Source organism: Clostridium sp. NkU-1 (assembly GCA_001312405.1).
Window position 1 is genome coordinate 354,442 of record BBDR01000003.1, and the last position, 20,642, is coordinate 375,083.

20 protein-coding genes and 1 pseudogene are annotated in these 20,642 nt (G+C 39.7%); 17 read left to right on the plus strand and 4 right to left on the minus strand.

What is annotated here, in order from left to right; all coding sequences use genetic code 11:
• The first annotated feature begins 155 nt into the window (after nt 1–155).
• The 4 genes from JCM10519_RS07180 to JCM10519_RS27385 all read left to right on the plus strand — a co-directional run bounded on the left by JCM10519_RS07180 (nt 156) and on the right by JCM10519_RS27385 (nt 3,339).
• Nucleotides 156–1,550, plus strand: a complete 1,395-nt coding sequence (locus JCM10519_RS07180) for a hypothetical protein (protein WP_347843422.1) — start codon at nt 156–158, stop codon at nt 1,548–1,550.
• Entirely contained in the window at nt 1,543–2,304 is a 762-nt protein-coding gene (locus JCM10519_RS07185) for a hypothetical protein (protein WP_054738400.1), read from the plus strand. Before JCM10519_RS07180 ends, JCM10519_RS07185 begins: the two co-directional genes overlap by 8 nt.
• A gap of 100 nt (nt 2,305–2,404) precedes the next feature.
• Nucleotides 2,405–3,175 (plus strand): glycosyltransferase family 2 protein, encoded by a 771-nt coding sequence (locus JCM10519_RS07190; protein WP_347843423.1) that lies wholly within the window; start codon nt 2,405–2,407, stop codon nt 3,173–3,175.
• Complete coding sequence (locus JCM10519_RS27385) at nt 3,157–3,339, plus strand: hypothetical protein (protein ID WP_347843424.1); 183 nt, start codon at nt 3,157–3,159, stop codon at nt 3,337–3,339. The genes JCM10519_RS07190 and JCM10519_RS27385 overlap by 19 nt, the downstream gene beginning before the upstream one ends.
• Nucleotides 3,340–3,497: 158 nt before the next feature.
• On the opposite strand, the gene JCM10519_RS07195 is transcribed toward JCM10519_RS27385, so the two are convergent.
• The 4 genes from JCM10519_RS07195 to JCM10519_RS27390 form a co-directional block, all read right to left on the minus strand.
• Nucleotides 3,498–5,288: a GH25 family lysozyme gene (locus JCM10519_RS07195; RefSeq protein WP_054738401.1), complete on the minus strand. Its 1,791-nt coding sequence runs from the start codon at nt 5,286–5,288 to the stop codon at nt 3,498–3,500.
• A gap of 229 nt (nt 5,289–5,517) precedes the next feature.
• Nucleotides 5,518–6,615, minus strand: a complete 1,098-nt coding sequence (locus tag JCM10519_RS07200) for a cell wall-binding protein (RefSeq protein ID WP_054738402.1) — start codon at nt 6,613–6,615, stop codon at nt 5,518–5,520.
• A 290-nt stretch (nt 6,616–6,905) separates the two neighbouring features.
• Nucleotides 6,906–8,510 carry a phosphotransferase gene (locus JCM10519_RS07205; RefSeq protein ID WP_347843488.1) on the minus strand — a complete coding sequence of 535 codons (1,605 nt, stop codon included), beginning with the start codon at nt 8,508–8,510 and terminating at the stop codon, nt 6,906–6,908.
• Nucleotides 8,471–8,731 (minus strand): winged helix-turn-helix transcriptional regulator, encoded by a 261-nt coding sequence (locus JCM10519_RS27390; RefSeq protein ID WP_347843425.1) that lies wholly within the window; start codon nt 8,729–8,731, stop codon nt 8,471–8,473. The genes JCM10519_RS07205 and JCM10519_RS27390 overlap by 40 nt, the downstream gene beginning before the upstream one ends.
• A 692-nt stretch (nt 8,732–9,423) precedes the next feature.
• On the opposite strand from JCM10519_RS27390, the gene JCM10519_RS27395 reads away from it, so the two are divergent.
• From JCM10519_RS27395 to JCM10519_RS07260, 13 genes and pseudogenes are all read left to right on the plus strand, one after another.
• Entirely contained in the window at nt 9,424–9,756 is a 333-nt protein-coding gene (locus JCM10519_RS27395) for a hypothetical protein (protein ID WP_347843426.1), read from the plus strand.
• 116 nt (nt 9,757–9,872) lie between these two features.
• The gene (locus JCM10519_RS27400; protein WP_347843427.1) at nt 9,873–10,130 is read left to right on the plus strand and encodes a hypothetical protein; all 258 of its coding nucleotides are present in this window, start codon (nt 9,873–9,875) and stop codon (nt 10,128–10,130) included.
• A 43-nt stretch (nt 10,131–10,173) separates the two neighbouring features.
• Complete coding sequence (locus JCM10519_RS27405) at nt 10,174–11,163, plus strand: hypothetical protein (protein WP_347843428.1); 990 nt, start codon at nt 10,174–10,176, stop codon at nt 11,161–11,163.
• Nucleotides 11,164–11,974: 811 nt separating this feature from the next.
• Nucleotides 11,975–12,658, plus strand: a complete 684-nt coding sequence (locus JCM10519_RS27410) for a hypothetical protein (RefSeq protein ID WP_347843429.1) — start codon at nt 11,975–11,977, stop codon at nt 12,656–12,658.
• Nucleotides 12,648–13,496, plus strand: a complete 849-nt coding sequence (locus JCM10519_RS27415; RefSeq protein ID WP_347843430.1) for a hypothetical protein — start codon at nt 12,648–12,650, stop codon at nt 13,494–13,496. Before JCM10519_RS27410 ends, JCM10519_RS27415 begins: the two co-directional genes overlap by 11 nt.
• Nucleotides 13,497–13,793: 297 nt before the next feature.
• Entirely contained in the window at nt 13,794–14,570 is a 777-nt protein-coding gene (locus tag JCM10519_RS27420) for a hypothetical protein (RefSeq protein WP_347843431.1), read from the plus strand.
• Nucleotides 14,567–15,064 (plus strand): sugar transferase, encoded by a 498-nt coding sequence (locus JCM10519_RS27425; RefSeq protein WP_347843489.1) that lies wholly within the window; start codon nt 14,567–14,569, stop codon nt 15,062–15,064. The genes JCM10519_RS27420 and JCM10519_RS27425 overlap by 4 nt, the downstream gene beginning before the upstream one ends.
• Before the next feature lie 81 nt (nt 15,065–15,145).
• Entirely contained in the window at nt 15,146–15,637 is a 492-nt protein-coding gene (locus tag JCM10519_RS07225; RefSeq protein ID WP_054738403.1) for a glycosyltransferase, read from the plus strand.
• 138 nt (nt 15,638–15,775) lie between these two features.
• On the plus strand, nt 15,776–16,108 hold the full coding sequence (locus JCM10519_RS07230; RefSeq protein ID WP_347843490.1) for a glycosyltransferase: 333 nt from the start codon (nt 15,776–15,778) through the stop codon (nt 16,106–16,108).
• 98 nt (nt 16,109–16,206) lie between these two features.
• Nucleotides 16,207–17,139 (plus strand): annotated as a pseudogene (locus JCM10519_RS27430) (glycosyltransferase).
• Between the two features lie 71 nt (nt 17,140–17,210).
• A complete protein-coding gene (locus JCM10519_RS07245; RefSeq protein ID WP_054738407.1) occupies nt 17,211–18,440 on the plus strand; it encodes a glycosyltransferase in 1,230 nt (409 codons plus the stop codon).
• A 44-nt stretch (nt 18,441–18,484) separates the two neighbouring features.
• Nucleotides 18,485–19,120 carry a hypothetical protein gene (locus JCM10519_RS07250; protein ID WP_054738408.1) on the plus strand — a complete coding sequence of 212 codons (636 nt, stop codon included), beginning with the start codon at nt 18,485–18,487 and terminating at the stop codon, nt 19,118–19,120.
• An 847-nt stretch (nt 19,121–19,967) separates the two neighbouring features.
• Entirely contained in the window at nt 19,968–20,621 is a 654-nt protein-coding gene (locus JCM10519_RS07260; RefSeq protein WP_347843432.1) for an ABC transporter ATP-binding protein, read from the plus strand.
• Nucleotides 20,622–20,642 lie beyond the last annotated feature (21 nt).

A 20,642-nucleotide genomic window follows, 5' to 3' on the forward strand; every position in this document is an offset into this window, starting at 1 on the left:
ATTGGTTCATTCGTATACAAAATGACAGTCGGGGGTTTTTATGGGCCGATCACAGAAACGTGGAATTGGGGTCCTGCTGTTTATGGTTTTTTTCAGCGGCAGGAATCCTGTATTCCTTGAATCAGATCTTAAACCAGGAAGTTTTTCAGTGGATCATGAACCAGAGTGAATATAAGACCATGATGGCAGAGACGGCGGAGCTGTTTGCTGCCTTCTGTTTGTGTGGATTTTTATTCCCTAAGAACAGGCAGAAGCTTATAGCGGCGGTCCTTATTACGGCCTTCTTTTTGTGGGCGCACGTAGCCTTTCTTCCGGTGCTGGCCTCCGGCCTTTATCTGGCATATATCCTGTTCTTCGGACGTTTCCTCCGGGTAGACCTATGGAGGCTTCCAAAGGCTGACGGGCTGGCTTCCGACTTTCTCACAGGCGCGGCCTTTCTCATTGTCACGTTTTGCCTTATGTCGGCTGTTGGCATTGGCTCCATCACTCACCTGACCGTGTTTGTTATTGTCAGCGGCGGGATCCTGCTTCTTTTCGGAAGGTCCTGTCTGGGCGATGAAGGGGAAGAGAATGGTATAGTTTTCAGCGGAAAAGAGATTTTTTTACTGGCATTTATCCTGTCAATGGTGTGCCTTCAGGCGGGGCGGTTAAATATTGCCGTGGATTATGACAGCCTGTGGTATGGAGTCAGATCCCGGTATATCCTGGACAATGGCCATGGAATTTATGAAAATCTGGGCACCATAGGGATCGTCTACACCTATTCCAAAGGCTTTGAGGTCTTGACCCTGCCCCTGTCCCAGCTCCCTTCCTATAGCTTCGTAACTTCGGTCAACCTGTGGCTGTCTTTGGGAGTCCTTTTTATGGGCTATAAAATCGGCCGTTTTTATATGAAACGGGAGCAGGCGGTCTTTTTGGCGGCCCTGCTGTCAGGAGTTCCAGGCATCATGAATATGGCGGTCACAGCCAAAAGCGATATTATCACACTGCTTGTCCAGGAGATCATGGTGTATTACCTGCTGTGTTATATAAAAGCAGGGCGAAAGTCCTGGCGTTACCTGGGATATGGGACGTCAGCTTTTTTTCTCAGCCTGACCTTAAAACCAACGGCCCTGGTCTTCTCCACCGCTGTTTTTGGAATGGGATTTTTATATCTGTTAGGCAAGTTCATGTTTCCCAAATTTGGGGCGGAGGCAGGAAATGGCGGTGGCCTGGCAGTTGTGGCAGGCTCGCTTCTGGCCTTAGGGGGAATCTGGGCAAGGACTTTGGTATTAACAGGCATTCCCCTTACCTCGGTATTCTCCTCCTTGCTTACAAAGATAGGATTTCACCTGAAATACCCATTCATGGTCAACAGCATACCTAATTACGGCGCAGGAATGAGCGTAAAAGAAAGAGCAGTGCACTTAGTAAACCGGCTTCATGGATTTTTCTTTTGTCCTGTGGGAGAGGATATGGATCATGTGATTCTTGCCTGGGGTGGATTTCTGCTGTTTTTTTCTTCTCTTATTGTGGATTGTAAGCCGTTTTTACGGCAAGAATGTGGATAGAGGAAGGAATTATCAGCTTTCTGTTTTTCTAAAGGTCATCTATGTGCCGTTTTTGGTGGTCAATCTTATCAGCTTAGGTCTGCTGACCCAGGTTGACGGGAACTATTTCATGCTTTTTTATGTACTTACAACGGTCTATGTCCTGAAGGCGGCGGCGGAAGCCAGGGAAAAGGCTGTGTGGCGGGGAGGCATAGGAGCCGGAGTCTGGGTGCTTATGTTTTCCGTATTTTTTACGGCCATGACCAGCTGGAATTGGTGCCTTGGCTTTACACCTGTGTCATTCCATCATAAAGGTTATTATGACCATCAGGAGGCCGCCAGACAGGATATGATATCAAAGGGGAACGGTGAGATATGGGATATTCTTGCCTCCGACCCGGAAACCCGGCTCATAGCCATTGGAGATCACCCGGATGTGCTGGCATTCCCATGCAACGTCCAATCTTATGACGACATTACAGGGGTATGGGGAAATGTGACCCTGGTAAAGAAAATGGATTATTTCGTGGAATTTATGGATTATGCAGAATCAGATTATGTCTATGTTCAGGCCGGCTATACGGGAGAAGAGAACCGTTCCTACACCCTGGTCAGGGATTTGATCGAGGAGGGAAAGCTGATACCCATATGCTATGACAACGGAAACCTTTTGGCTGCGGTGGATGTGAACGGGGATTACAGCGAAAAATCGGCCCAGGCATTGACAGAATTTGAACAATGTTATATAAAAAAGGAAACAAATGAAGAGCAATAGTATGAGGAGCATAAGGCTGAAAGAAAAACGCCTTTCAGCTTTGAGATTATGAATTAACGGGAAATGAAAGCATATCCCCTTGATTCATTAGGAGGCAAATATGGGAAAAACATTATCGGTCGTGGTATCATGCTACAATGAAGAGTTGGCTCTAAACCAGTTCTATCAGGAAACGGCCAGAATTTTAAATAAACTGATCTGGGATTACGAACTGATTTTCGTCAATGACGGAAGCCAGGATGGCACCATGAAGATTCTTGACGACTTGTCCAGGCTGGATAAAAAGGTAAAGGTCATCAGCTTTTCCAGAAACTTCGGCCATGAGGCTGCCATGATTGCCGGTTTGGATTACAGCAGTGGGGACGGGGTCGTCTGCATGGATGCGGATTTACAGCATCCTCCCCAATATTTGCCGGAAATCGTCGGGAAGTTTGAGGACGGCTATGATGTTATCAATATGGTGCGTACAAAAAATGAGTCCGCAGGGTGGTTTAAGAATTTTGCCTCTTCTGCCTTTTACCATTTGATTAACGTACTTTCTGATGTGAAATTTGAGCCAAATGCTTCTGACTTTTTTGCAATATCCGGACGGGCCGGCAAGGTGCTAAAGGATAATTACAGGGAAAAGGTCCGCTTCCTCCGCGGGTATGTGCAAAACATCGGTTTTAACCGGACAACCATTGAATATGAGGCAGGAGTCAGGGTAGCAGGAGAAAGCAAATACAGCATTAAAAAGCTGATGGTCTTTTCCTTAAATACCATCATGTGCTTTTCCAATCTGCCTCTGAAGCTTGGTATCTATGCCGGGTGCGGCGCAGGCGTTCTGGGGATTATCATGATGATTTACACCATATGGAGCTGGGCAAGGTAGGAACGCCAAACGGGTATGCCACCACCATTGTGCTGATCTGCTTTATGTTTGCGGTGCTGTTCCTGATCGTTGGGATTATTGGCAATTATATTGCTATCCTGTTTGCGGAGTTAAAGGACAGGCCTATTTATATTGTTGGGGAGACGAAGAACTTTTCGGAGTAGATGATATTTGTGGATGGAAAAGGCTTTGAATTAAGAAATGCGCTTTGAATCGGGCTTAAAAAAACCGTTTTCAAAGCGCATTTCCCTGTTTATAGAGCTATTTCTTTGAATGAGTTATCATTGCAAATCTGTTTTGCAGCAGATCTTCCTGCCACTCATTAATGTATTCCAGGGCCGATTTCTTTTGTCTGATTGGCGGCGGAATCAGTAGGAGCAGCGTCCGTCTGGCCAGCCTGGTTTTCTGCCGTTGTTTCTCCTTCTGTCTGCCCTGAGGCTGTCTGCGGAGTCACAGTGCATGCACCGTTTGCATCAGCGGTATAGGAGACGCCATCCAGTACAAAGGTAGTAGAGGCAGCCATTTTTCCGTCAGCCGGATTTAAGTAATACTGCAGGCCGCCTACCTGTGTCATACCGGTTGCCATGGCGCCGTTTCCGCCAAAGTAATACCAATTTCCATCGACCTGTCTCCAGCCTACGGTCATCTTACCGGAAGAAGTGCTTAAATAATACCTGGTTCCCCGTTCCTCAAGCCATCCGGACTGCATCTTTCCATCGTTAGCAAGATAGTACCAGCTTCCGTCAGGATTGATCCAGCCTGTAGCCATGGCTCCGCTCTGGTTAAAGAAATACCAGCTGTTATCGATGAACTGCCATCCTGTAGAAACTGCGCCGTTTCCTGCCAGATAATACTTTGAAGAGCCTTCCGTATACCAGCCCGTAGCCATGGAACCGTCATTATTTAAGTAATACCGGGCACCATTGTTATCAAGCCAGCCTGTGGCCATCACACCGCTTTCCTGTAAGAAATACCACTTGCCGTTTAAGTTCTTCCATCCGGCAGCCATTTGGCCGGAAGATGGATCCAGATAGTAATACTGGCCGTTTAATTCCTGCCAGCCGGTAGCCATGACACCATCTGAACCAAGATAATAGCGTGACCCGTTGTCAGTCAGCCATCCGGTATTCATGGAGCCGCTTGGATTAAAGAAATACCATTTGTTAGAAAGCTGTTTCCAGCCGGTGTTCATCCGTCCGGAGGTTTCGTCAAGATAATAACGCAGCCCATCCTTATCAAACCATCCGGTGGCAGCCAGTCCCTCTTCGTTCATAAAGAACCAACCGGAGCCGTCGTTGATCCAGGCATTTTTCTGGATAGAATAATTCTGGTAGTAATAGGTCTTTCCACCAATGGTCCTCCACATATTTCCCGGAAGCTTTGGAGTTAAGTCCTTATAGAGGAAGTCAATGTCAACGTTTCCGTTGATGCCGTTAATTGAACCGGTGCTGGTGACCTGCCACATGATCGGATTGGAATAAACATGTTTTGCCTCATAACGGGCAACCCATACGTCATAATGCATATTGGATAAATCGATTTTATTTGATAACCAGTAATCATTGGCATAAACGATAGGGTAATATCCGGCATCTGCAATGCGCTGGCAGAATGCATTGATTACTTCACTTACCTGTGCAGGAGGGAGAGTACCAAGGGTGGCGCTGTCTTCCGCGTCAAACGCGATGGGAAAGGAGATGGGATAATCCTTTACCAGATTGAGGACAAAATCCGCTTCCTCCCTGGCCATATCCGGAGTGGTAGCCAGAGAATATATGTAAGCGCCCACTTTCAGCCCTGCTGCGGATGCACCCTGTACATTGGTATGGAAATATGGATCCACAACACCCTTGGATCTGGTGCCCAGCATGACAAAGCTGACATCATCTGACGCCACAGAGGTCCAGTTTACATTCCCCTGCCATCTGGAGACATCGATTCCTCTGGCAATTACCTCTTCAATTACCGTACCGTTTGCAAGCTGATAATGTCCATTGACCTTTTCATAGCCTGCTGCCCAGGAATTCATGGCCGGGCCAAACCCCGCAGATATTCCTATAAAGGCGCATAATGCTGCTGCGGCAAACTGCATGCCTATTTTCTTGTGTCTCAATGTGATACCTCCTTATCATTCGAGTACTATGAAATGCTGTGTGCTTTCATGCTGACGGAATAAAAACACAGGCGCACAAAATCAGAAGAAACCTGCTTTACAAGTTCCCCCGGTTATCGCGGCAGCACCAAGCAAACTGATTCTTATCTGTCCGGTCCGTTATCCGCGTAAATAAAAGGGTATCCGCGCCGAGGTGCAGATACCCACACAGATACTAATTCATATGAGATCAGCCGGGGCCATTGGTAAGCCCTGGTGACAACTGATATCCGTTATTGCCTGATGGATTTGAGGACCCGCCAGGAGTATCGTTTGAAGAGCTTCCCGGGGCTCCGCTTAAAGTATTACCGTCAGAAGAGGAGCCTCCTGGCCCATTAAAGCCTGAGGGAGTCGAATTGGACCCGCCCGGTGCATTGGAGGAGTTGTTTGATGAACCTCCGGGGCTGTTTCCATTGGTTGAACCGGATGGAGAACCAGAAGCATTGTTCTGGTAAGCTCCGTTGGAGCCAAAGGTATAGCTTTTTCCGTCAATGGTAAGGGTAGTATTTACTGCCATCTTACCGGTAGATGGATCAAGATAATAATAAACGCCGGAGAGTTGTACCCAACCGGTCATCATATGTCCGGAATCATTAAAATAATACCAGGAGCCGTCAATCTGTTTCCAGCCATGGGCCATCTTTCCGTTGCTGTCCATGTAATACTTGTTGGTTCCGTCACTGAGCCAGCCGGTCATCATCCGGCCTAACACGGACTTGGAATCCACATTTAAGTAATAGTAAGCGTTATCGATCTGCTTCCATCCGGTGACCATCTTGCCGTCAGAGCCGAAATAAAACCAGTCACTTCCAATCTGTCCCCATCCAATGGTGCATTTACCATTTTCTTTAAAATAATACCAGCCGCCGTCCATTTCCCGCCATCCGGTGGACATGGAACCGTCGCCTTTCATGTAATAATAGTCATTGCCTATTTTTAGCCAGCCTTTTACAAGGACACCTGTGTCATCCATGAGGTAATAATATTTTCCGCCGTCTTGTATCCACTTGGTAGCCATGGCGCCGTTGGAATGAAAATAGTACCAGTTTCCGTTGATCTGTTTCCAGCCGGTAGCCATAAAGCCTGTGGAGAGATCAAGAAAATAAAAGGTTCCGTCGGATGTCTTTACCCAGCCTTTATGAGCGGAACCATCCTGGTCTATATACTTCCACTGGGAACCTTCCGCAACCCAGCCGGTGGCCCCCCAGGCTGTACCTGCCGGTATCAGGGCAGCGGTTCCTACAAGCCCTGCTATGAGCAGCGCCGTCATCTTCTTTCGGTATTGCATACCGTCCTTCCTCCTGTTCTAGCTATTTTATTCACATAGTATAGTCCGCAGTGCAGCAAGTAAAGCCTGCGGTTTTACTTGCTCACGGGCATTCGCCTTATTTCGCACTGCTCATCACTTTCGTGTACATTATAACACAGTACCAACAGGAATACCTAAACATTTTATTACGATTTGCGGACATTTTCCAAAATTCTCATATTATGGGAGGTAAAAAGCACTTCCAATAGTTGGATGGACGGGCTGAAAACAGCCCTTTTGTCGAAACTTGCGCTGCAAGTTCCGATAAGCTATATTTTGGAGATTTCGGAGCACTTTTTGTAATAGTGTTTCGCATAACGATACATGATTATGGTATATTCACCAAATTCCTCCCCTAAGGCTGCCTTGTATACTGCCCAAAGGCTCCACAGGAAGCCGCCAAGAGCCATATAAGCGTAAATGGTGAACCGCTCTTCCTCAGAAGGCTCCCGTTCCAGGTAGATCCTTATGAGGTCATCTGTTTCTTCCTCATTTAAATAGGAGTAAATTGCGCTCATGCCGATGTCTATAAGGGGATCGCACATTCCGGAATATTCCCAGTCAATTAAACGCACGCCACCGTCAGGCATCATTAAAAAGTTGTCGACCACTGTATCAATATGGGAAAGGACTTTCTTATGTCCCAGGCTGTCCAGCCGGTTCATAAGCTCAGTCATCTGTGTGCGGACCAGGTTGTAATCGTCAAACAGGATATCCCCGTGGGCTTTACATAGCTTTTCGTAGAAATCGATCCGTTCACGAATGTCAAAGGAATGGTCAACCTTAAGCCCGGATTTGTGGAGCTTTCGTACGACTGCCATGCAGCGTTCCATTTCTTCCCGGCAGTAAGGATTGGCATTGTGGGTGTCTTCATAAAATTCTGCAATCTTATATCCGGTTTCTCCATTAAAATAAATAACCTTTTCTGTGATATCCAGTCCGCTCAGGACGTCATAAACCGCTTTTTCCTGCTGCCGGTTGATCAGGAGATCCGTACCGGGTCCCGGGATGCGGCAGATATAATGGCGGTCCTTGATCTTAAACAGGAAGGATTTGTTGGTCATGCCCGATTTTAAGCACCGTATTTCTGTGATTTCTGATTCCGGCACATGGAATACTGTAGATACTAATTCCATGGCTTCATTATCGGAATGGCGCTGGTATTTTAGGTCAAAGCGGCGAAGCTCTTCCAGGTTTTCGAATTCATATACCTCGTCAGCCGGTCTTCGGTTGATGAATAAATCAATGTCCTGTTTTGTTTCGGGGATATGAGGCAGCCTTTTTGCTGCTTCCCCGGATAACATTTCCATGTAGACATTTTCCCAGTAGAATTGCTCTGTCCCGGGAAGCTGGTAATAATTCTCTAATACGGTCAGGAACTGCTCTGAGAATGATTTTGAGAAGAAAACAGGCCCGTACATCACCCATTTGTCCTGGCCGCCTACGGATACATTTAAAATGCGTCCCTTCTTATTATAATCAAGGCACCATTCGGAGGTTTCCCCTTCCATGAATGACGCAGAGTACCATGCACCGCTTTCGTAGGCATGATACATGTTGTGGCGCATCCAGTTGTCAGAAGAGAGGACATACATATTTCTTCCGCGGAGAAGTTCACGGGCGTGATAAATGGTGGTCAGGGTGTTTTTCTGGGAATATTCGGGATTATATAAAAGCTTAACCTGATATTTGTCTATAAGGTACTCAAATTTTTCTTTTAAGTATCCGACCACAATGGTAATGTCCCTGATTCCTGCTTCGTGAAGCTGGCGGATCTGCCGCTCGATCATGCGCTCTCCGAATACTTCCAGCAGACCTTTGGGGGTTTCGAAGGTTAAGGGGACGAAACGGGAGCCAAAGCCTGCAGCGATGATGACGCGCCGTCTACTTCATTATTATTTAGAAGGGCCTGCCCTGCTGGGAGAAGCTCGTATAAATCATTGCCGTTTCCAAGATTAATATATTTTTTTTCTATGCATTCCTTTATTAGGTTATTAACGGTTCCCAGGGAAACGCTAAGCTCTTTCGATAAATCTCTCTGTGTGACTGCCGGGTTTTCCAGAATGGAACGGCAGATGATGACATTACGATCCATAGTCGTTTGACCTCCATGTAGTTTATAATTGGTAAATTAGCGTAGGGTGTTCAGAATTTGTTATTATTATAGATATATGAACATTATACCATTGAAATGGTAAATTGCAATAGGAGATTATGATGGGATTGTATATAGAAGATTGTGATAGAAGGTTGAAGTGAAGGACTGTAATAAAATTGTCGGTGAGGCTTGGTTATAGAGACTTGAAGATTGATTATAATAGGCTGTTTAATCTCTTATATTATTTAGTTCTATTATTAACAAGGATTATTATATATAGAAGTGAAAGTGGCGGGAATCGATTGAAAGGGATCATTGTTTTCTGCTGCTAGGACTCCTCTTTTAATAGTGTTTATGAAGGAAAAACTGATGAATAAGTCTTAAAATGCAGGATTGTACTTATATAAATACAATTTTCTTGAGAAAAATCATTTTCGTAATGATTATGTAAGAAAATGCACAGAGAAATGTTATAGCATTTTTCCACAATTTGTATTATACTATACCATGTGATGGAGGAATTGATAGCTTCTGGCGGAAATGTAAATATTTTTTTTGTTTTGCAAATAATGCAAAAAAAGTAAAAAAAGGTATTGATAATTTCCATTATAGGAAGTATAATTACCTCGTAATGCAATTAGGAATTTCGAAGAGTATTTCAAAAAGAAAAAAAGGAGAGTGCATTAATTATGAGAAAGCAGACAAAGTTAGTTGCTGTATTATCTACAGCAGCACTGCTGGCATTAGGCGCTTCCATGTCCTCTTTCGCAGCAACTGGCTGGCAGGAAGAAAATGGTACATGGGTGTACTATGACAAGAACGGCGACACAGTAACAGAGAAATGGGCAAAATCCGGTGATAACTGGTTTTGGCTGAATGATGATGGCGAGATGGGTACCGATGCTCTTGTTGAATACAACGACAACTACTACTATGTAGATGAGAACGGTGCTATGGTAACCAATAAGTGGGTTTCCATTGAAAATGATAACTATGATGCGACGGCGAGGATGAGCCAGTAAATCATTGGTATTATTTCGGTTCTAATGGTAAGGCTTTCAAGACCTCTAACACCAGCAATACAGCTTCTTTCAAGACTGTTAATGGCAAGAAGTACATCTTTGATAGCGAAGGCAAGATGTTATATGGCTGGATTGATGAGAATGGTGAAAGAAAAACTGATGATAATGCTTGGCGTGATGGCCTGTACTACTGTGGCGATGAGAATGACGGAGCACAGAGCAATGGTTGGGCATTCCTTCATATTAAAGATGATCAGTGGGATAATGATGATAAGATAGGTTATTCTGATGCCAATACTTTTGATGATGAAGAACAGGATCGTTGGTTCTACTTCAAAGACAACGGCAAGAAGCTGGTTAAGAAAAAAAGGTGAGACCATCAATGGCAAAAAGTACAGCTTTGACGAAGAAGGCCGTATGAATGCTGAATGGGTTAACTGGGATTCCACACCTGCAACAGCTTCTCAGGGATCAACAGATAGAGCAGACTACAGCAAGGGATTCAGATATTTTGGAAATCCTGAAGATGGTGCCAGAGTAACAAAAGGCTGGTTCCAGGTAGTTCCAGGTTCCTATTTAGATGAAGGTGATTATAATGATGACTCTGAGAACTGGTATTATGCCGATAAAGATGGCAAACTGGTTGCTGGAGAAATGAAAACCATCAATGGCAAAAAGTATGCTTTCAAAGAGAGCGGCGCTATGGTTGATGGATACAAATTCATCAAATTAGCTTCTGACAAGAAGACAATTGTTGATATCGTAGATAACGATGTAGATGACAAAACTCCTACTATCACTGGCGTTCCAGAAGCTTGGGAAAACACCATTATCGGAGAACAGGATAGCTGGAAGTTTGATACAACTGATGGTTTCAAGAAGCATGCTTTTGCTTGGGAACTTTCCGGTTATGAACTTTACTATTTCGGTTCCGGCGATGATGGCGCTATGAAGACTAATAAGGCGAATATGACAATTGATGGTGATTCTCATTCCTTCTTATTTAACAAATCCGGAAGCTATAAGGGCGCTGGTAAGACTGGTATTGATAACAAGAAGTACTATCAGTCAGGTATGTTGCTGACAGCAGAAAAAGAAGATAAATATGCTGTAGTTGCAACTCTGTCCAAGAGCGGAAAGATCGTTGCAGCCGTGACCTTGACAACAGATGAATTCTTAAACGATGTAATGAAGGTAGGAAATACTGCATCTGCAGATGGTAAATTCACAGAACTCTATGATGTAGCAAGCAAAGTTGATGAATTTAAAGCCGATGGTATAGAATTCAACTTAGTTAATACTTCTGGTACAGTACAGAAGAATAAAGAAAAAGCCAAAGATGGCAATGATCGTTGCTACAAAGTAAATGCTAGTGGTAAAATTACAAGCGTTTTCGTTGAAAAATAAAAAATGGCTTTGTGCTGATATTTGGAGCGGGATTATTATAAATCCCGCTCCATTATTGTATCGAAAACTAAAAGTCTATTACCTGAAGTTTAATATTTACCATTATATTACACCTCTTGAATATTATAAATAATACGGTTATAATAGTACAATATTGTGGATTGATATTGTTTAAAGAATATGAGTCATGTTATTACATATATAATCTTCTGGAAGTACAAAGGTAGATATTGATGGAAAGACTTATATATTTTACTATCCCCAACACAAGGTGGCAGAGAGTGTATTATTTTTACACCTGGAGATAGAAAATCATATCAGGTATAACAATGGTCATTGTGAGGTTTTTACAATTACATTTGTATGATTTTTAAATGATGTTGATATGGCCTATGCCGAACTGATATAAGTGTTTACATGTGATTCTAATTAAGGACCAATAAAAGCTGCCTAGAGATACCTCATTAGATTGTAGAAATTGTATCTTCTTCAATTAAGCATCTGGATTAATATACGAGCTATCCTTATATTGAACTGCTGGAGTTTGAGAATATTGGATTGTGGATTCGTCATAGTAAGCTATTTTGCTATATGGCATGAAACATGATGATAGGCTTGTTCTCTATTTGTTTGATAGTTTCATCAAAGTTAACATGGCAATTTGCAAATTGGCTTTTCCAATTTGCATTTGTCATATTGCTTTGACAGAAAATCAGGGGTGCTAAAAAGAAGATTTTTGAGCCAGATGCATTGATGCTTGTGATGGTCTCGTTTACGAAGAAAGGAATGCATATGTTGGGAAATACCCATTATGATTCAGAAAAAAAGAGTTTTTTTATCTATAATTCTCGGAATATATGTGGTTTTAGTAGGAGTTGGACTTCCTCTTATTGTTAGAAATCGTTATTTTGATATTCTTATAGTTAAATATTACTATTATTGTACTTGTACAATTTTGATGGTTATATTAATTACAGGATATTTTATTGTAACAGGGGTAAAGCAACTATCTCTAAAGAATTTTCTGAAAAGCTGTACTGTGGCAGATTATGCTGTATTGATATATTTACTGGTTGCTATTATATCTACTATCACATCAGATTACCTATTTGAATCGTTTTGGGGTAACGAGGGGAGATTTACAGGCCTTTTTTTAATCATCTGGTATGTGGCCAGTTATTTTTGTGTAAGTAGACTTTGGAAGTTTAAGAATTGGTATATTGATATTATTCTAGCTGCAGGAATGCTTGTCTGTCTTTTTGGGATTACTGATTATTTTAAATTAGATATTTTTCATTTTAAAGTTGCCATGGTTCCAGAGCAAAGGGCAATGTTTACATCAACAATAGGAAATATAAATACCTATACTGCATATGTAGGTATTTTGACAGCCATTGCGACAGTTTTATTTGCGACAGATAGAAAATTCAAGAATATGTTATGGCACTATTTCTGCATGGTGATCAGCTTTTTTTGCCATTGTTATGGGGGTTAGTGACAACGCATATCTTTCTTTAGGAGCATTATTTGGCTTTTTGCCATTGTATTTGTTTAAAAACGAAAACGGAATTCAAAGATATGTCATTGTATTGGCGACATTTTTTTCTGTTATTCAATGTATTGACTGGATTAATGGTTACTTTGGTAATGGCGTTCTGGGAATAGAAAGCGCTTTCGATGTAATAATAAAATTTCAAGGATTGCCTTTTTTGGTAATAGGTTTGTGGGGAATTGTAATACTCTGGTATTTTACCACCTATAAAAGACAACATGAAGTTAAGGAATTTGGAAATTTGTTAAGATATCTATGGATGGCATTTCTTTTCCTAATTATTTTAACTGTATTGTATGCTCTTTATGACTGTAACGTAGCTGGCAATGTAAGTAGATATGGTAGTTTGAACTCGTATCTTCTCTTTAATGATGATTGGGGAACGCATAGGGGATATATCTGGAGAAAGGCTATGGAATGCTATCAGAATTTATCTATATGGAAAAAAATCGTGGGATTTGGACCTGAAACCTTTGGCATTTTAGTAGTACGGAAGACTATAAATAATCCTTATAATCAATTATTTGATAGTGCACACAATGAATATCTGCATATGTTAACTACGGTTGGACTTGCGGGATTGGCAGCTTATTTGTTTTTTTTATTTGAATATGTAAGGAAATGCATTTATGATAAAGATAAGGCACCATATATAATGGCAATAATGTTTGGTGTTATATGCTATTGTATACAGGCCTTTGTAAACCTTAACCTTCCTATTGTTACACCTGTGTTCTGGCTTTTGTTGGGAATGGGGGCTGCAAAGTCAATAAAAAAGTAATTATAAGGCGTCAATTATACACTTCAAATGTTGGTGAATCTTATTTCTTTTCACAGCATTTGAAGTTTTTTAATGGAAAGGTAAAATATTCATAAAATATTAAAAAAATAACAGCTCTTTTTGTCTTGCAGAAGATTGTACTTAGTATGAGAAATATGTTATACTAAAAAGGCTTTAAGAATTGGAATAGAATAATGACGAATAAAGGTGTATTTTAGATGAAGGTAAATCAGAAATATAAAAGACTCATAAGGGTGTTCTTCACTTTTGGGATTACATCAATGTTGATTGGATTGTATGGTTGGACTTGGATTGGCCATTATAACAGAATTATTGAATTTCCTTTTTTTTCGCCGAGGAAATTGGATGATGATTTTCCTTTATGGAGTTCTACTTATTCTTTTTATGAGCATATATGGAGGATTTAAAGTTGGATATTTAAAAAAGGGGAATTTGATATATTCGCAAATTTTGGCTGTCATTTTTACAAACGTTTTTACATACTTGCAGATTGCGGTTTTGGATAAGCATTTTCTAAGTCCGTTACAATTAATAAACATGACTGGGCTAGATTTTTTGGCTATTATAAGTTGGACTCTGGCATATCAATGGTTTTACGGAAAGATATTTCCGCCTAGGAAAATGCTTTTGATTTCTGGGAGGAGATCAGACTATCATCTTGCAGAAAAGATTAATTCAAGAGAAGATAAATATGAGATATGTCGAACGATTAATATTCAACAGGGAATTTTTTTTCTGCAGCAGGAAATACTGAAGTATGATGGAGTTATCATTGGTGACATTCCATCACACGAACGAAATTTGATTTTAAAATATTGCTTCGCAAATTCCATTCGCACTTATAATGTTCCAAAGATATCAGATATTTTGTTGAAGAGTTCGGTGGAATTGAATTTATTTGATTCACCACTCTTTCTATCAAGAAATGAAGGGATGACCATTGAACAGCTATTTATCAAGCGGTTAGTGGATATCGCAGGGTCTTTGATAGGAATAGTGGTAGCCACTCCTCTTTTTTTTAATTATAAGCTTTTTGATCAGGCTTACAGATAAAGGACCAGCTTTTTTTCAAACAGGCAAGACTGACAATAAACGGCAAAATATTTTATATTTATAAATTCCGAACCATGATCCAAGAGGCAGAAGAAGATGGGGTAGCTCGTTTGGCAGAAGAAGGAGATTCTAGGATATTGCCTATTGGGCATTTCCTGAGGAGGACGAGGCTGGACGAGTTGCCCCAGCTTTTTAATATATTAAGGGGAGATATGTCCTTAGTAGGTCCTAGGCCAGAGCGGCCGGAATTGGTTGAAGAAATACTTAAGGATATACCGGAATTTACATATAGGACGAAGGTGAAGGCTGGACTCACGGGGTATGCACAGATTTATGGGAAGTATAATACGACAGCATATGATAAACTAAAACTCGATCTGACCTATATTCGGAATTATTCATTACTTTTGGATTTAAAATTGATATTTATGACTCCTAAGATTATGTTTATGAAAGAGGCCACAGAGGGGGTGCACTCAAATATTGAAAAGTAAATTCATGAAGCATAGTGTTTTTTTGACCTGGATTGCTTAGGAGGAGTTAGTGAATGAAAGGTATAATGAAAAGGGTACAAAATGAGTAGAAGAATTAGAGTGTTACATGTCTTGAAATCTTCTTCGTATTCGGGGGCAGAAAATGTTGCTATTACTATCATTAAGCACCTTAATGATGATTTTGAAACGGCGTATTTGGCTACGAGAGGAGAAATAGAAGTTGTTTTAAGAAAAGAAGGCATCTGTTATTTTTTATTAGATAGATTTACTAGGGAAAATATTAAAAAAATAATTGAAGAATATCAGCCGGATATAGTACATGCTCATGATTTTACTGCAACGGTCCTCTGCGCAATGGTTTTGCAACGTTTTCGCTTGATTTCTCATCTTCATTATGATCCACCATGGGTTTGCAATTGGAATTTGCGCACTATAGCTTATTTGTGTTGTGAAAAGAGGATAAGTAAAGTGCTAACCGTATCAACAGATATGTTTCAAAATATGGTGTTTGCTAGTAAGTTTAATGAAAAGGTCAGAGTTGTAAAAAAATCCTTTGGATGCAGAATGTATTAAGCAAAAGGCAAACGATGTACTGTATGATAATCTTTTGCCTAACGATATTATATTTGTTGGTCGCTTTGTAGAGCAAAAAAAATCCGCAGCGTTTTATTCACTTAGTAGAAATGCTGAAAAAAAGCAGGTTTGATTAAATTGCGCTGCATGATGTTGGGTGATGGTGAACTATTAGAGGAATGCCGAAAGATGGTAAAAGACATTGGGCTAGAAGAGAATGTTCAGCTATTAGGATTTCAAAGCAATTCATACGCTTATATGAATAAATCTTCGTTACTGTGCGTTACCTCAAGGTGGGAGGGGTTTGGACTGGTGATTGCTGAAGCTAATATTTTAGGCGTACCGGTATTATCGACTAAAACATCAGGAGCCTGTGAAGTTTTGGGGGAAGAGGCATGGGGAATTTGTGAAACTGATGAGGAATTTGTAGAAAAGGCCAAAAAAACTCTTGACAGATCCCATTCAATATAAAAGCAAAAGTTTAGAGGCAGTAAAAAGGGTGAAGCGTTTTAGTGATATGAAAGCCTATATGTCTCATATAGTTTCTATTTATAAAGACGAGGTGTAGAGTGGTTGTAGTATATTCTTGTAATGATAGGTATGTTTACCAAACGATTATATCAATGGTATCATTAATAAAGCATAATTTAGATGTGAAAATTTATCTTATTTCTGACAATATAAATTTAGATAATATAAAAGTTATAGAATGTGTATTAGAGAGGTATAATCAAATAGTAAATGTCATTTACGCAGATGATATTTTAAATGATATATTTTTAAATCAAAAGGACAGACACCCTAGGACTATTTACACCAAACTGTTTTTAAATAACATTGTTGAAGAACCAAAGCTGCTGTATTTGGATAGTGATATCATTGTTACTGGTTCTCTGGAAGAGTTGTTTCAGAGAAATATGAACAATGAGATTATAGCAGGAGTTTTAATGCCTTACTCAAAAAAAGATAAAGAATAATACAAATTAAATTTTGATAACAAATATATTTGCGATGGTGTAGTTCTGTTTAATATGAGAAGGTGGAAGGAAGAAAATATAAGTGAAGCATGTAGAAATTATATAAATAAATATAATGGAAATCCTCCAATGCAAAGTGAGGGGACGCTTAATTATGTGTGTCGCCATGGCATAGGAATATTAAAACCGGAATTTAATGTCATGCCTTCTATGCTCATGTATTCTGGAAATCAAATAAGACGTTTATTTAGAGCAACGGTTTATTATGGGAATGATGAGATAGAAGCGGCCAAAGCTAAGTATAAGATTATTCATTTTATGAATGAACTCTATGAACGTCCTTGGTTTAAACCGAGCAGACATCCCTTGAAGGAGGAGTATTTAAAAATAGAAAAAGAAATTTTTGGAGGAAAGACCATAAAGCCATCTGTTATTTCTAAGCATACTTTAATGACTGCATGGTTGGCAGAACATTTGCCTTTTTGGATATTTTTGCGGTTGTATCATTTGAAAAATAGAATGTAATTATAGTATGAAAAATAAAGCATAATCGAGTAAAATCCATCCTAATAAACATAAAATAAGGAAAATCAACTATGAAACTATGGAGATTAATTGAGAAATTTAGACGAGTATGGCGTGAAGGCGGATTATTGATAGCGATAAAGCGTGTCTTTCATTTTATAGGTAATTTAAAGGGAAGAAAAATTAGAAGGGAAGATATTCGAAATGTCAAAAAGAATAAAGGTACTATATTATTTATTAATGGTTGTTGTGTAGAAAATCCAATTAGGTATCGAGTTCTCCACCAAATGGAGCAGTTAAAAGAGGCAGGGATTTCCTGCGCAAAGATTTATTCAGAGGACATCGAACTAGAGATGGAGAAGAATTACCAACTATTTATTTTTTATCGTTGTGAATATACAGAGAATATAGCTGAATTTATAGGACGGGCAAAGAGTCATCAAAAACGAGTGTGCTTTGATATTGACGATTTAATTACTGATACAAAATATACGAATCAGTTACCTTTTGTCCAAGAATTTTCTTTAGCTTATAAAAAGGTTTTTGACACTAGCGTTATGCTCATTGGAAAAACTCTAAGTCTTTGCGATATCGCTATTGTGACAACAGAAGCTTTAGCGGAAGAACTGGGGAAGGTGGTGCAAGAGACTTATATTAATCGAAATACTGCATCGAAAGAAATGGTTATATATGCAGAAGAGGCATTAAAATCTCCAAAATATGATTCAAAATATATATGGCTAGGATATTTTAGTGGGAGCTTGACACATAATAAGGACTTTGAGATAATTAGGCCAGTATTAATGCGAATTCTAGAGGAGTATACACAAATTGGCTTGATTTTAGTAGGAGAATTAGAAACTTCAGATGAGATAAATAGATTTGGTGAGAGAATTATGAAAATGGGAATGACAAGTTGGCAGGAATTACCCAAGTTGATTGTTCGTGCAGATGTTAACCTCGCTCCTTTGGAGGATACGATATTTAACCGTTCAAAATCAGAAATTAAATGGATAGAAGCCGCACTCGTCAAGGTGCCAACAGTTGCGAGTAACATAGGTGCATTCAAGACTATGATTGAAGATGGAATGACAGGAATCTTATGTGAAAATATAGAAGATTCTTGGTATAAAGGCATATGCAGAATTATTGATGACAAAACGGAAAGATTGAGAATAGCAGAGAATGCGTATAAGTATGTAATGAGTAATTGTACGACTATTGGAAAGTGTCAGGAATATGCTGACTTTATTCAGAGTCAAATGCTGAGAAGTAATAATCGAATTGATGAGATGTTATGAAATATTTAAGCTACAAATAGAAACTTTGGATATAGGAGTAACAAATGGACACAAGTACTATATTTAGATATATAAGAATAATAGTTTTAGTGGGAATTTTTGCAGTTGTTTTTAAATTTGTTGGAGGGGAACAGTTGCAATATTCTGTAGTAACGGGAAAAATGCCTGAACAAGAAAATTTACTTTCAGAGCCGAAGAATGGTACGGTTGTGGAACAGCGATTCCGAGCGAATGTGGACTATATTCAAACAATTAGTTTCCGGCCTTTTACTTATGGAAGAGAGAATCAGGGTATGATTGATTTCCAATTATTAGATAGTAAGGGTAGAACCGTTGTGTCTACAGTTGCGGAAGCAGCAGCTTGTATGAACGATGTTCAATATATTATGAGTTTTGGGAAAAATATTCCAGTTAACAGAAACCAAATGTATACTTTACGCATGATTTTTCATGGTGTAGAAGGGTCAAACCCAACGTTATATTATTCTACCATGGAAAGCAATTTGTTAAAGACAGAGGATACACTGACGGTTGATGGAAATAAGATTGAAGGATTTTTATGTATCAGTGTGGACGGACTTAAAAAAAGAAATATTTGGCACATATTATTGGGGGTTTGTTCTTGGTTTTATTGTCTTGCTAGTTGCATATGCGGCGTGGTCCGGATATCAAGGGCGTAGAGGGAAATTTACGATTGCGACTTTGTTCATTGCGATATGGATAAAATATAAATTCTTGATTCAGCAGTTGGTTTCTAGGGATTTTAAGGTAAAATATAAACGTTCAGTTTTAGGATACTGCTGGAGTTTTTTTGAATCCTTTACTAACAATGCTGGTGCAATACATCGTGTTTTCTACATTATTTAAGACGGGTATTGAGAATTATCCGGTTTACTTGTTATCCGGAAACATTATTTTTAGTTTTTTTACAGAAGCAGTAGGACAAGGGCTAATGTCGATTATAGGAAATGCATCATTGATCACCAAGGTCTATGTTCCAAAGTATATTTATCCAGCTACGAAAGTAATATCCTGTTCTATTAATTTATTTATTTCAATTATCCCGTTGTTAATTGTCACATTACTGACGGGAGGTAAGATTAATTTAACATTGTTGTTGTTGCCGTATGCACTGGCCTGTTTGTTAGTATTCTGCATGGGAATGGTTTTGTTACTTTCCGCAGCAAATGTTTTTTTTCAGAGATGTCCAATATTTATGGGGGATTGCCAGCCTGGTTTGGATGTATGCTACACCGTTATTTTATCCGGCAGAAATCATTCCGGAAAACTTGCGTTTTATTCAGACAATAAATCCCATGTTTCATATTATAAGTTTTGTTCGCTCTATATTAATCTATGGAGTGTCGCCAAGTCCGGAGCTTTACCTTTCCTGTTTCATGGGAGCGATAGTTACATTTGCAATAGGCGCGATTGTATTTAAAAAGACTCAAGGTAAATTCGTATTATATATATAATAACAGGTTAGTATAAAATGAAATGTTATTTTAGAAAGGATATCAAGAAACGATGATTGAAGTCGACAACGTATCAATGCGCTTTCGTATGACAAATGACAGGATAAATAGTTTAAAAGAGTACTTTGTTTCATTAATGGAACGACGTTTGAAATACGAAGAGTTTCAGGTACTTGATAGTATCAGCTTCCGAGTAAAAAAAGGAGAAGTTGTAGGGATTATAGGGAAGAATGGAGCCGGAAAGAGTACCTTGTTAAAAATCATTGCAGGAGTATTAAAGCCTACTGAAGGGAAAGTCACCGTACATGGAAATGTTGTGCCGATGCTAGAACTTGGAGCGGGATTTGACGGAGAGTTATCCGGAAGAGAGAATGTCTTTCTAAATGGTGCGATATTAGGGTATGGGAAAGAATTTCTGGAAAACAAATATAAAGAAATACTTGATTTTTCTGAATTGGGTGAATTTATAAATATGCCCATTCGCAATTATTCTTCAGGAATGATGATGAGATTGGCGTTTTCAGTGGCGACGGTGGTGGAACCGGAAATATTAATAGCAGATGAAATTTTGGCAGTGGGTGATGAAGGGTTTCAGAATAAAAGCAAGGCTAGGATGTTGGAATTAATGGGGGAGGAACCACAGTGCTGTTTGTTTCACACAGTATTAAGCAAATTGAGGAAATGTGTGATAGAGTTATTTGGCTAGAAAATCACAAGATAAAAATGG

What these genes read in the sequence shown, in the direction of transcription:
- JCM10519_RS27420 (WP_347843431.1), top strand. Translation starts at nt 13,794, where the DNA reads ATGGTTGGACTTGGATTGGCCATTATAACAGAATTATTGAATTTCCTT.
- JCM10519_RS07225 (WP_054738403.1), top strand. Translation starts at nt 15,146, where the DNA reads ATGAGTAGAAGAATTAGAGTGTTACATGTCTTGAAATCTTCTTCGTAT.
- JCM10519_RS27395 (WP_347843426.1), top strand. Translation starts at nt 9,424, where the DNA reads ATGAGAAAGCAGACAAAGTTAGTTGCTGTATTATCTACAGCAGCACTG.
- JCM10519_RS07250 (WP_054738408.1), top strand. Translation starts at nt 18,485, where the DNA reads ATGGACACAAGTACTATATTTAGATATATAAGAATAATAGTTTTAGTG.
- JCM10519_RS07190 (WP_347843423.1), top strand. Translation starts at nt 2,405, where the DNA reads ATGGGAAAAACATTATCGGTCGTGGTATCATGCTACAATGAAGAGTTG.
- JCM10519_RS07200 (WP_054738402.1), bottom strand. Translation starts at nt 6,615, where the DNA reads ATGCAATACCGAAAGAAGATGACGGCGCTGCTCATAGCAGGGCTTGTA.
- JCM10519_RS27400 (WP_347843427.1), top strand. Translation starts at nt 9,873, where the DNA reads ATGTTATATGGCTGGATTGATGAGAATGGTGAAAGAAAAACTGATGAT.
- JCM10519_RS07180 (WP_347843422.1), top strand. Translation starts at nt 156, where the DNA reads ATGAACCAGAGTGAATATAAGACCATGATGGCAGAGACGGCGGAGCTG.
- JCM10519_RS27405 (WP_347843428.1), top strand. Translation starts at nt 10,174, where the DNA reads ATGAATGCTGAATGGGTTAACTGGGATTCCACACCTGCAACAGCTTCT.
- JCM10519_RS07260 (WP_347843432.1), top strand. Translation starts at nt 19,968, where the DNA reads ATGATTGAAGTCGACAACGTATCAATGCGCTTTCGTATGACAAATGAC.
- JCM10519_RS27390 (WP_347843425.1), bottom strand. Translation starts at nt 8,731, where the DNA reads ATGGATCGTAATGTCATCATCTGCCGTTCCATTCTGGAAAACCCGGCA.
- JCM10519_RS27385 (WP_347843424.1), top strand. Translation starts at nt 3,157, where the DNA reads ATGGAGCTGGGCAAGGTAGGAACGCCAAACGGGTATGCCACCACCATT.
- JCM10519_RS27415 (WP_347843430.1), top strand. Translation starts at nt 12,648, where the DNA reads ATGGGGGTTAGTGACAACGCATATCTTTCTTTAGGAGCATTATTTGGC.
- JCM10519_RS27410 (WP_347843429.1), top strand. Translation starts at nt 11,975, where the DNA reads ATGATTCAGAAAAAAAGAGTTTTTTTATCTATAATTCTCGGAATATAT.
- JCM10519_RS07245 (WP_054738407.1), top strand. Translation starts at nt 17,211, where the DNA reads ATGAAACTATGGAGATTAATTGAGAAATTTAGACGAGTATGGCGTGAA.